Source organism: Streptomyces sp. NPDC059037, from assembly GCF_042740015.1.
Taxonomy (GTDB): Bacteria; Actinomycetota; Actinomycetes; order Streptomycetales; family Streptomycetaceae; genus Streptomyces.
The window spans coordinates 18,871-29,917 of the sequence record NZ_JBHYIG010000098.1 but is presented as its reverse complement, the minus strand read 5'-3'; the positions used below and the strand labels follow the sequence as shown (position 1 = coordinate 29,917).

The window sequence follows — 11,047 nt, the reverse complement described above, 5'->3', positions numbered from 1 at the left end:
GCCCCCCCCGCCCCCCCCGCGGGGGGCGCCTTAACATCTGGGGGTTTCCTCCCCCCCCCCCCCCGGGGGCGGGGGGGGCCCCCGCCCCGCCCCGGGGCGGGGCGCCGTTCGCGTGCCGGGCCCGAGTCAGCCGCGGTGGACGATGGTGAGGTGCTTCTCCGCGCTCTGCGGCAGCCGGTGGCGTGCCACCGGGACCGGAGAGGCGAGCGAGGAAGCGAAGCTGGCGACCAGTTCGTTGGGGACGCTCGGGCTGAAGTTCGCGCACCACAGGTAGGGGGCGCCGAACGTGGGCTCGGCCCATGCCTGCCAGCCCATCAGGTCCTCCCGCAGGTCGGCGTCCGCGATCAGGTCAGGCAACATCTCGAGTGAGACGTGCGAGGCGAAGCCGGGGTCCGTGGCCGCGGTGCGGGGGCGGTCCACGTCGCGGATCCAGCCCTGTGCGCTCAGCGCCGTGACCACCACCTCGGGCTCCTCGAAACCGCTGTCGGGCACCGCGCTGGCGTCGAGCGCGACGAGGAAGTCGTGAAGTGCCTCGTGCGGCACGCCGGTGGTGAAGTAGGCGTTCCACTGCACCAGGGCGCTGGCGGTGTCCGGGCGGGCGGAGATCTGCAGAGCCACCCGCAGGCCGCCGAGCGTGAACGGGCTGCTGGCCAGGATCCATTCGGCGCCACGCAGCTCGTCCGGGCTCACATACAGCAGGGTGTCGCGGGCGGTCGGCCACATGCGCCAGCCCAGACCTGTCAGGATGTCGCCGGTCCGCTCGGCGAGGGCGTCGTCGTCGCCGGCCAGATGGCGCGGGGTGACCCAGTGCACCGGGTCCGGCGAGGCGGCGGGGTAGGAGGAGTCAGAGGGATGGTGCGGGTGCAGGGGCGCCTCCGTGGGCTCGGGGGTGGTTCACTGCCCGCCAGTGGGGCGGGTGCCGCGCCGTCGGCGCGGCGGGGCCTCGGTCGGTTCGTGCCAGGTCAGCGCGACCGCGACGTCGGGCAGGAGGGGGCCAAACTGCTCGGCCTCCTCCGGCTCGGTGAGGAACAGCACGGGACGGCCCTGCTCGTCGCGGGCAGCGGCAACGACGCCCGCACGGTGAGCCATCGGGAAGTCGGGGTTAATGGCGAGCTGCACGACGGCGCCGCGGTCGCAGGCCGACAGCTGGTCGAGCAGATCGCCGACGGTCGGCTCGGGCAGTGTCCCGAGCGGCTCAGCTCCCTTGGCTTCGGCGATGAACACCACCGGCCGGTCGGCGTCGTCACGGGCGGAGACCACGCCGCCCAGGCGGCGGGCCGTGCGGGCGAAGGGGTTGATCCACAGACGGACCACCACGTCGCGGTCGCTGGCGGACAGGCTCTCCAGCAGGTCGCCGACGGTCAGCTCCGGGGCCAAGGCGTTCTCCTTGCAGTAGCGGGCACCCCACCAGGGGCCGAGGGCAGGGTACGTGCCGTACGTGAGCGGCAGCTCCGAGCCGCGCGGTGGCAGTGGGCTCACAGCGGCCGGGAGGTGGCCAGCACACGCTGGACCGTGGCTGCGACGATCTCCGCCGGCGTTTCGGTGTCGAAGTGGATCCGGTAGCCGGGCACCTTGGCGGTGCCGGTGACGGCGAGCGTCCAGCCGTCGCCGTCGGTGCCGGGGCGCCCCAGCGGGAACCACCCGAGGTAGAAGCGGCCGTCCTTGCTGCTGACATGGACATCGGCCCGGTCGTCCACGACGAGGTGGAAGAACTCCGCCTTGAACAGGTCGGTGACCATCGTCGGCTGGCCTGGCCCCAGCTGCCACGAACGCAGCCGCAGCGCCTCGGTGGTGGTGGAGAATCCGGGCGTAGACGCATCCACAGTCACAGGCATCACCTCTCTGACCTGGGGTTTCGGGGAAGGTCGCCTACGTTGACATGCCCCTGGCGGCTTCCACCAGTCCTTTCGCGATCTTTCCTGTCTGCCCCCAGCGAACTTGTCCCCTGTCATCCTGTGGGGTCTCAGGTCTCGCTGCACAGTCTCCCGCTCCGCTGCACATCGGCTGCACTCATGAAGCGGGCGTGAGACGCCGCAGGTCAGCGGCCAGTCGATCGGGGGTCGCCTCGGTTCACCGCGAGGAAGTGCAGCGGGAGTTGAGATAGATCTCGGTGAAGCGGCGTGAGACAGCGGGAGTATCCGCAGGTCACGGCGCCGCCGTATGAAGCCGAACGCGAGACCCTACAGCCGTGTGGGATCTCAGGTTCCGTGTCGGAATCTCACAGTCGATGTCGGATCACCGTCGGATTCGACATCGATCGCAGGATCGACGATTCGTCCCGATCCGTGCGGACTGTTGGCCTATGCCTGAAAGTGCACAGCGTGGTACACCACAATGCGCACAGCTGCTGCCAGCTCATGACAGCGCCGTCCCTTCCTCGCGGTCTGCCGCCAAGCTGCAACGCTTGATCGTTTCTGCGGTGAACTTGCCCACCCGCTCGGGTGAGCCGCCCGGTCGTCGTCCGGGCCGGGCGATCTCTGACCGCTACAACTCGCCTCGTGATCAAGACCCTTCTGCGCGCCGCGACGGCCGCCGCTCTCACCGTCCTGCCCCTGACCATGACCACACCGGCGCACGCCGCCGAGACCGTTTCCCTATCCGAGGCGGTTGCCAGCCTTCCTCAGGCCACCGAGAGCCGCGACGGCTACCAGCGCACCAGCTTCAAGCACTGGAACGCCGGAAAGTTCGACGACGGCTGCAACACGAGGATGGAGGTGCTCATCGCGGAAGCGGTCGACGCGCCGGAGATCCTCCCCGGCTGCAAGCTGTCCGGCGGCCGGTGGTGGTCCTACTACGACGCGAAATGGGTCACGTCCGCCGGCGCCCTGGATGTCGACCACATGGTCCCGCTCGCCGAGGCATGGGACTCCGGGGCATCGCAGTGGAGCGCCAAGAGGCGTGAGGCATACGCCAACGACCTCGACGCCGACACCTCCCTCGTCGCCGTGACAGCCGCCTCGAACCGCAGCAAGGCCGACAAGGACCCCTCCGAGTGGCTGCCGAACCCCGAGGTCACCTGCCGCTACGCCTCCGAATGGACCGGAGACAAGAAGCGCTGGGGTCTCACCGTCGACGCCGCTGAACTGGCGGCCCTGACTCGACTCGCCGAGGCATGCCCCAACACCACCGTCGAGTACGAGCCCGCCCCGTAAGCGCACCGACCGAACACAGCCTCCATGGAGGGCCCATGTCCAGTCTCCGAGCCAACGACCAGGCGAGCATCCTGGGTGAGCCGACCGTTTGGATCGACTCCGCGGAATCGACAACCCACAAGGAGACCGTCAACCTGGACGGCACGCTGATCGTCAGCCTCCTCCCTGAGGCCGACCACGCCGCCACGGTGACCGTCACGATCACCGACTACAGCGGCCAGGAAGTCACTTGTGCTGTCACCTCGAAAAGCAACGATCCCATCCCGGTCCGCTCTGGCGCCAAGGTTCGCGTGACGTATACCGCCACCGCGGAAAGCCACGCGAAGGTCACATGGACCCCGATGGGAGCCAGTTAGACCAGAGACCCACCGCAAGCTGGCACCCTCGCCCCTGCAGCGGGCGAGGGCCAGCCAGGTGGCGCGTGTCCCGTCCAGCGACCAACGACACCTCCCCAACCGCGAATGCTCAGGTAGCCCAGCGCCTTCGCCGTCGCGCTTTCGTAGCTGGGCGGTGCACTCTCCCGTACCAACCTGTGCACTTTCCGGGCCCTGGCAAGATTTCCGCGGTACGCCGACACGGACCGTCGTGCTTCCGACACAACCGTGAGACTCCAGCATCCGACACGTCGTTAGGCAGCGGCAGAAGTCGCAGGTCACGGACGTGGCCTCCGACACGAGCCGCGAGGTCCTACATGCCGCAGGCACCGGGCAGACGGTCGAGCAGTCGACTATGCGCGGTCGCCGCCGACCAGACAGCCCCGAGTTCCACGAGCCTGCGACGGAGCTGACCTCGCTGCTCCTCCAGGACCAGCGAGGTGGGCGACAGGACCAAGACGTTGTCCCGGTACGGAAGGAACCCGATCCGCTCCCACCCTCTGGCAATTTTGGCCGTGACGCGGTCCCACTCGGCTTCGTTCCGCAGGCCGCCCGCACTCAGGTCAGAGACGCCGGGCGAGCACGCCACGGCCCGACACCCGGGCATCAGCCGGAAGATGACCTCTGAGGCGAGGATCACACCCAAACCTCGCCCCCTCCACTCCTCGTGCAAGGTGACGCGGTCCATGACGAGCAGGGCGGATGTAGGGCCCGCGGTTTCGTTGGCAGGGTTTCCTGGCGAAACGCTGGAATCCGCGTGCGGTTGACACTGGCCGCGTCGGTTGTTTGCTGACAATCAAGTGGTCGCCCCTCGGTCGAGCTCCTGACAGCGAGTGAGGTTCAGTGGTCTGGTTGATCGCCGATTTCGCCAACCTGGGGTCGGCGGCTTGCTCGCCTGAACCACCGCGCGACGCGGCTGCGGGGCGGTGAAGGTCCTGGAGCCTGCCGAGCTGTGATTCTTCGGCGAATCGGGCATGCAGCGGCCCCGGGTTGTTATGAGGATCTGCCCATCTCGGCCTCGCTGACAGCTAAATTGTCGATCTATGGATCGACGCCCCCTCAAGCTCATGGTCGATGTCCTGCTCATGTTGGTCGGGACCCTGTTGGGTATCGCGACGAACTACGCGACGGGCCAGTCGGACCATGTGCCGCTGGCGCTGCGGCTGTTGCGGGACTGGTCGGTGCCGCTGATCGGCGTCGCGCTGGTGCTGCTGGTCGGGGGCCAGATCGCGCTGCACCTCCTCGATCGGCCGGCGCCGGTGCGCCGGGTGTGGAACAAGGCCCAGCCGCCGTACCCGGGGCTTGAAGCTTTTACGGAGGACGACGCGGCCGTCTTCTTCGGGCGGGACCGGGAGATCGCCGAGCTGGTCGGGCGGCTGCATCCGGCGGTGCCGGGGCGGGCGCAGCGGTTTGTGACCGTGGTCGGGCCGTCGGGGAGCGGAAAGTCGTCGTTGGTGCGGGCCGGGCTGCTGCCGGCACTGGCCCGGCGGCGGGGGCGCTGGGCGGTTGCCATACCGTTCTCGCCCGGTGAGGACCCGGTCGGCACCTTGCAGCGGCGGCTGGCCCAACTGCCCGACGAACGGCCGGCGTTGCTGGTGATCGACCAGCTGGAGGAGTTGCTCACCCTGTCCGGTCGCGAGGAGCGGGAGGCGTTCCTCACCGCCGTACGCGACGCGTTGCGGCGTGACTCGCGGCTGTGGCTGGTGGCCACCCTGCGCTCGGACTTGCTCACCGGGTTCCTGGAGTCCGGTTTCGCCGAGCTGGTGCGTAACCCGGCCGTCGTCGGCGCACTCGGCCGGGACGCGCTGTATGAGGTCATCGAAAAGCCCGCCGAGCAGGCCGGGCTGACCTTCGCACCTGGCGTCGTGGCCCGCATGGTCGATGAATGCGGCGGAGGCGACGCGCTGCCGCTGCTCGCCTATACCCTCCAAGAGCTGTACCTGCGCGCCGGAGGGTCCGGTGGGACGGTGACCGAGGCGGCGTACGGCGCCCTCGGTGGCGTCGCCGGGGCCCTGTCCGAGCGGGCCGATCAGATTACCGGCGAGCTGGCGGACGCACCCGTGATCCCCACCCTGCTGCGGTTTGTCACCATCGACCGCAACGAAGCCACTCGCCGCCGGGTCCGCCGCGGCGACCTCACCCCGCGGGAACAGGAGGTCGCCGATGCCTTTGTCGCCGGACGCCTGCTGACCGGCGACGGGGGCGTCCTGGACGTGGCCCACGAGGCGCTGTTCCGCCAGTGGGCGCCGCTGCGCCAAGCGGTCGTCGCCCGTACCGAGGACCTGCGCCGCCGCACCGAGCTGGAACGCTGGGCGCAGGACTGGGACCACGCGGAGCGCCAGGACGCCTATCTCCTCACCGGGGAGCGGCTGTCTGTCGCCCGGCGGTGGCTGGCGCAGTCCTCGCGGACGGTCGGCGCGACGCCACTGGTCGAGGAGTTTGTGGACGGGTCGCTACGGGCGGACAGGGCGACGATGGAACGTGCCGCGGACGCGGTGGCCGTCCGGGCCCTCGAAAGCGTCGACACGGAGCCGGAGACCGCCGTGCTCGCCGCCCTTGCGGCAGTCGAGGAGTGCGCGGCCACACCCGGCGCGGTCCAGGCGCTGCACACGGCCCTGGGCGCCTCACGGCTGCGAGCCGTGCTGCGCGGCTTCGAACGCGGCGCGTCCGGGGTGGCCTGGTCGCCGGACGGGCTGCGGCTGGCCGTGTCCAGCGACGACGGCACCGTACGGGTGTGGCGTCCGGACCGCGACGACCAACCGGTGGTGCTTGCGGGGGACGGCGCCTGGGTACAGGGGGTGGCCTGGTCCCCCGACGGACGCAGGCTTGCGGCCGGCTGCAGGGACACCACCGTGCGCGTCTGGTCCTGCGACACCTGGGCCGAACTGGCCGTCCTGCGCCACACGGAGGCGACCGGAGACCGGGAGGAGGGGGTCGGCGGTGTCGCCTGGACGCCTGACGGCAGCCGCCTCGCGTCGGTCGGCAGCGACTGCGCCGTGCGGATCTGGGACGCCGACACCTACGCCGAATCCGCAGTGCTGTGCGGGCACCAGCGCATGGTCTGGAGCGTGACGTGGTCACCTGACGGGAAACACGTGGCCAGTGGCGGAGAAGACGGCACGATACGGGTCTGGGCCGCGGCCACCGCAGCCGTCGTCACCGTGCTCACCGACCACCAGAACAACGTCGAGTCGATCCGGTGGTCGCCGGACGGCCGCCGGCTCGCTTCGGCCTCCGGTGACCGGACCATACGGATCTGGGACACCGGCAGCTGGCAGGTGCAGCGGACGCTGGAGAGCCCGGAGGTCATCAACTCCCTGGCCTGGTCACCGGACGGCACGCGCCTCGCCGGTGGTGACGCGGACCGTACGGCCTGGGTCTGGAGCCTTGATGGGACCGAAGGCGAGGACCGGCTCACCGGGCACGCCGACACCATCTACGGCATCGCCTGGTCTCCCGACGGGAAGCGGCTGGCGACCGCCTCCCGCGACCGGACTGCGGCCGTGTGGGACGTCGCCGAAACCACCAACGTCTTCAGCGGCCGCGATGGCGCGGTGTTCCGCGTCGCCTGGTCGCCCGACGGGACGTCCATCGCCTCCGTCCACCAGGACGGCTCCCTGAGCATCCGGGACTTCGCTTCCGGTCGTACGACCGGAGGGTGGCACGGCCGTGAGGTGTCCGATGCGGCATGGTCCCCCGACGGCACCCGTCTGGTCATCGCCCTGCGCGATGGTGCGGCCGTCGTGTGGCGGGAGGACGGCAGCGACGAAGACATCAACCTGGCCGGACACACCGAGGCACTGTCCCACGTCTCCTGGTCCCCTGACGGCACCCGCATCGCCACCGGATCCCGCGACGGCACAGCCCGTGTCTGGGACGCCGCCACCGGTGAGACCGTCCACATCCTGCGGGGCCACGAGGACTGGATCGGCGGTACGGCCTGGTCACCGGAGAGCCGCTATCTCGCCACGTCCAGCACGGACCGCACCGCCATCGTCTGGGACACCACCGACGGCACCGCCGTCACCACCCTGCGCGGTCACCTGGACTACGTCTGGAAGGTCCACTGGTCACCCGACGGCCGCCGCCTCGTCACCGGCTCCCGCGACCGCACGATCCGCCTGTGGAACCCCTTCGAAGGCACCGAACTCGCCGTCATGGCCGGCCACGAGGAGCGGGTCCAGGACGTTGCCTGGTCGCCCGACGGCACCTGCATCGCCTCCGTGTCCCAGGACCGCACGGTCCGGCTCTGGGACCCGGACAGCGCCACCCAGACCGCGGTACTCGGCGTCCACGCCGACCGGGTGAGCGGCCTCGCCTGGCACCCCGACAGCTCGCGGCTGGCGACCACCTCCCGCGACCGCACCATACGCGTCTGGACGATGGCCGATCACGACATCGACGGCCTGCTGCGCCGCGCTCGCCAGCGGGTCTTCCGGGAACTCAGCACCGAGGAGCGCCGCTCTTTCCTGCTACCTGACAGAAACTGACGCCCACCTTCGACGCCTGCCGGACGCCGCCCCGAACTCCATACCGCCATGACGGAGACGGTACGAAGCACGGGCAGCACACACCCGGTGGAGATCGAAAGAGACCTACCGAAGACCGCTACTGAACGTAGTCATTGTCAACGGGTCCGCGGATTTGCCAATCCGCTGCTAACGAACCACCGTCAGTGCTAACGAAGTTGCGGATCCTACAGCGGAACCGCTGTACTCCAGCAGTTCGCCGACCTCGTCCGTGTAGTAGCCGGTGGCGGGGTCGAGGAGGACCTGAGCGATCTCGTAGAGGTCCTCCGACTCCTCCTCCATTGCCGCGTACGCATTGCGCCCATAGTCAAGGTGCACACGGAAGAAGGTCATCGAACCAGCCGCACCGTCACTCACGGTGTACGCCGGGCAGTGTTCTGCTTCGCACACACGGGGCGCCGCCGGGCAACGGCTGCCGTCGTGAACCCGGCGACGGTGGAGGATCTCCACGCTCCACTCTTCCAGCGCGTCCGCGTGGGGGGTGTCACTCAGCGTGTCGACGTAGACGATACGCTGAGCGCCAAGCCGGGTTGATGGCGGTGATGCCGCGGGGCTTCGTCGGCAGGGGCGCGAGTTCGATGGCGGCGTAACCGACCATGACTATCGGCCCCCGCACGCGGAGATCACTCCGCTCGACATCGCCCTCGGCGCCCTGCTGGCCATGTCACCCAGCCTCTGGCGAGCGCTTGCGGTGCGCATCGCCGACTACCCCACCTAGACGAGTAGCGCCGAGGGCCGTGTTACGCGCAAGCGAGTCGGCAAATGTTTCGTAGTCTAGGCAAATGAGCGCACCAGCCCCCGGGCTTGGCGATTTCTCCTATCTGGGTCCACTCTTCGACGCAGCGGCGGTGCACCGAGCCGACGACCATTTTGTGCCGCCGCCTGAGCCCGCAGTGGGCAGCAGCCTGGCGCAAGACGACGAGCCGCTGAAGTCGTGGGGCGTCGCCAACTTCGTCCGTTCCTCGCTCACGGCAGGGCTGTTCCATGTCGAAGCCCTGAACAAGCTGGTCACCGTCGTGCGGAAGGTCGATCCGTACAGCCCGTGGACCCTGCTGCGGTGCGTGCTGGAGAACTTCGCCACGGCTGTGTGGCTGCTGGAGGGGCAGACCTGCGACGGGCGCCGGCACCGCGCTCTCAGCTTGTGGGACGAAGACTTTCGTAACCGCGCCCAGCATGAGGCCGACGTGCACCATGTCGTCACAGGCCCGGACGAGAAGACCGGCGAGCAGCGGCGCCAAGAGGTCAAGCAACTTGCTGACAACCTGGGGCTCTGCCCTCTGAGTACGCCACGTGCAGGGGAAATCATCGTCACCGCAGCATCGACCGCCGGACTCGATCCCGAGCAGACACGAGCATCATGGCGGGTGGCCTCTGGCTTCGCTCACGGTCGTTTCTGGCCCCACCTCCGCGCCGCTGAACCCACCGGCGTCGTCTCCACTCCAGGCGGACGACTGATCAGCTTCCAGGTCGACGACAAACAGCTCGAATCCCTGGCCACCGCATGTCGAACACTCCTGGAACACACCGCTCGGCAGTACGCCTCCCGGAGCACTCCGCCATAGGCGCTGCAAGCGACCGTTCTCTTCGCCGTGCTCGCGGTCGCCGGACAGATCGAGCGCAGCTACATCCGCGAGAAACCCTCGAAGGCAAGGTCACCGCAGCGGCCAAGGGCAACCACGGCGGACGGCCGAAGGTCATCGACGACGACATGCTCAGCTTCGCTACCAGGTCCAGGCCCGCAACCTGCTGGCCTGCTACGGGCAGGAGACCGAGTACGGCACCGGTCCCCCCTGCGCGACTACTGATGCCATCAAGGCGCTCACAGCCACCAACTGAGATCTCTAACGAACCCGGGGCGGTTCATTGCCTCCGCTGGACACGACGAAGCCCCCGGAAACGCGAGGCGAATTCCGGGGGCCGTATTCGAGGGGCGGGTTGTCAGCTCTCGGTGGAGCCGTCGTTGTCGGAGCCGTCCGTACGGCGTCGGCGGGCAGCCAGGAGTGCGCCTCCGCCGGCGGCGAGGAGGACTCCGGCGCCGCCGAGCAGCCACGGGGTGGCGTCGGCGCCGGTGTGGGCGAGGGAACCGTCGGGCTCGGGGGCCGTGGTGCTCGATGCGGTCTCGTCAGAGGCCGGGGAGCCGGTCGGCTTCTCCATCGGCTCCGGCGTGCCGTCGTCACCGGAGCCGCCGGACGTCGGCTTGTCGGTCGGCTTCTCGGTCGGCTCGTCGGTGGGCTTGCCCGTGGGGTCGGGGCTCGGCGGAGTGGTGTGGCTCTTGGCGTTGGTGACGGTCACGGTGACCGGGTCGCCTGCCTTGGCCTTGAACTCGCGCTGCCCCTTGTAGAGGTCATACCCCGTGGGCGCCTTGGTCTCCTCGACCCAGAAGTCGGTGCCGGTGCGGTTGTTGACGGGGAGCTTGGCGGTGGCGGTGCCCTTGTCTCCGGTGGTGAGGGTAAGGAGGGTCTTGTCGCCCGTGCCGATGTTGACGGTGGCGCCGGGCAGGAGCTTGCCGGTCTTGTCGTCCTTGGCCTTGAGCAGGACCGAGGCGGGCTTGAACGGGTCGACGATGGTGAGCGGGGCGTCGGTGCCGGGGGTGACGATGACGTCCTGGTCCTCGACGACGTCGTGCAGCGGGCTGCCGCTGGAGACTTCCTTGAGCCGGTAGACGCCCGGCGCCAGGTCCTTGAAGGACAGGTGGCCCTCAGCGTCGGTCTTGCCGCTCCCGGCTTCCTTGCCCTTGGCGTCGTAGAGGGTGAAGGACGCGCCGGACAGGACGTCGCCGCCCGGGTCCTTCTTGAGAATGGCGACACCTCCGCTTTCGGCGGCATTGCGCGGGGCGGGCGTGGTGGAGGCGGACGGGGTCGGATCCGGCGTCTGAGCGGAGGCGGTAGGAGCCCAGGCGAGGGAGCCGGTCACAGTGGCGGCAACGGTGAGTGCCGCGGTCGGGAGAAGGCGGGCGGATCGGGTGTGCAAGTAGGAACTCTCCAGGTACAGG

The 11,047-nt window shown here is 69.3% G+C and carries 10 protein-coding genes; 4 read left to right on the top strand and 6 right to left on the bottom strand.

Annotated features, from left to right (window positions below; translation table 11 throughout):
• Positions 1-126: 126 nt before the first annotated feature.
• From ACFWY6_RS21215 to ACFWY6_RS21205, 3 genes are all read right to left on the bottom strand, one after another.
• Positions 127-813: a DUF317 domain-containing protein gene (locus ACFWY6_RS21215; RefSeq protein ID WP_384692541.1), complete on the bottom strand. Its 687-nt coding sequence runs from the start codon at positions 811-813 to the stop codon at positions 127-129.
• Positions 814-894: 81 nt separating this feature from the next.
• Positions 895-1,479 (bottom strand): hypothetical protein, encoded by a 585-nt coding sequence (locus tag ACFWY6_RS21210; RefSeq protein ID WP_384692539.1) that lies wholly within the window; start codon positions 1,477-1,479, stop codon positions 895-897.
• A complete protein-coding gene (locus ACFWY6_RS21205) occupies positions 1,476-1,835 on the bottom strand; it encodes a DUF317 domain-containing protein (protein ID WP_384692536.1) in 360 nt (119 codons plus the stop codon). Before ACFWY6_RS21205 ends, ACFWY6_RS21210 begins: the two co-directional genes overlap by 4 nt.
• 663 nt (positions 1,836-2,498) lie before the next feature.
• Between ACFWY6_RS21205 and ACFWY6_RS21200 the strand changes: the two genes are divergently transcribed.
• Together ACFWY6_RS21200 and ACFWY6_RS21195 are read left to right on the top strand one after the other, a co-directional pair.
• The gene (locus ACFWY6_RS21200) at positions 2,499-3,152 is read left to right on the top strand and encodes an HNH endonuclease family protein (RefSeq protein WP_384692533.1); all 654 of its coding nucleotides are present in this window, start codon (positions 2,499-2,501) and stop codon (positions 3,150-3,152) included.
• Between the two features lie 35 nt (positions 3,153-3,187).
• A complete protein-coding gene (locus tag ACFWY6_RS21195) occupies positions 3,188-3,508 on the top strand; it encodes a hypothetical protein (protein ID WP_384692531.1) in 321 nt (106 codons plus the stop codon).
• A 331-nt stretch (positions 3,509-3,839) separates the two neighbouring features.
• Here ACFWY6_RS21195 and ACFWY6_RS21190 read toward each other — a convergent pair whose 3' ends face one another.
• Positions 3,840-4,166, bottom strand: coding sequence for a hypothetical protein (locus tag ACFWY6_RS21190; RefSeq protein ID WP_384692529.1), 327 nt, complete (start codon positions 4,164-4,166; stop codon positions 3,840-3,842).
• Positions 4,167-4,569: 403 nt separating this feature from the next.
• On the opposite strand from ACFWY6_RS21190, the gene ACFWY6_RS21185 reads away from it, so the two are divergent.
• Positions 4,570-8,016: an AAA family ATPase gene (locus tag ACFWY6_RS21185; protein ID WP_384692527.1), complete on the top strand. Its 3,447-nt coding sequence runs from the start codon at positions 4,570-4,572 to the stop codon at positions 8,014-8,016.
• A 168-nt stretch (positions 8,017-8,184) separates the two neighbouring features.
• Here ACFWY6_RS21185 and ACFWY6_RS21180 read toward each other — a convergent pair whose 3' ends face one another.
• The gene (locus ACFWY6_RS21180; RefSeq protein ID WP_384692525.1) at positions 8,185-8,505 is read right to left on the bottom strand and encodes a hypothetical protein; all 321 of its coding nucleotides are present in this window, start codon (positions 8,503-8,505) and stop codon (positions 8,185-8,187) included.
• A 332-nt stretch (positions 8,506-8,837) separates the two neighbouring features.
• Between ACFWY6_RS21180 and ACFWY6_RS21175 the strand changes: the two genes are divergently transcribed.
• Positions 8,838-9,617 carry a hypothetical protein gene (locus tag ACFWY6_RS21175; protein WP_384692522.1) on the top strand — a complete coding sequence of 260 codons (780 nt, stop codon included), beginning with the start codon at positions 8,838-8,840 and terminating at the stop codon, positions 9,615-9,617.
• A 376-nt stretch (positions 9,618-9,993) separates the two neighbouring features.
• On the opposite strand, the gene ACFWY6_RS21170 is transcribed toward ACFWY6_RS21175, so the two are convergent.
• Positions 9,994-11,025 (bottom strand): SpaA isopeptide-forming pilin-related protein, encoded by a 1,032-nt coding sequence (locus tag ACFWY6_RS21170; RefSeq protein WP_384692519.1) that lies wholly within the window; start codon positions 11,023-11,025, stop codon positions 9,994-9,996.
• Between the last annotated feature and the right edge of the window lie 22 nt (positions 11,026-11,047).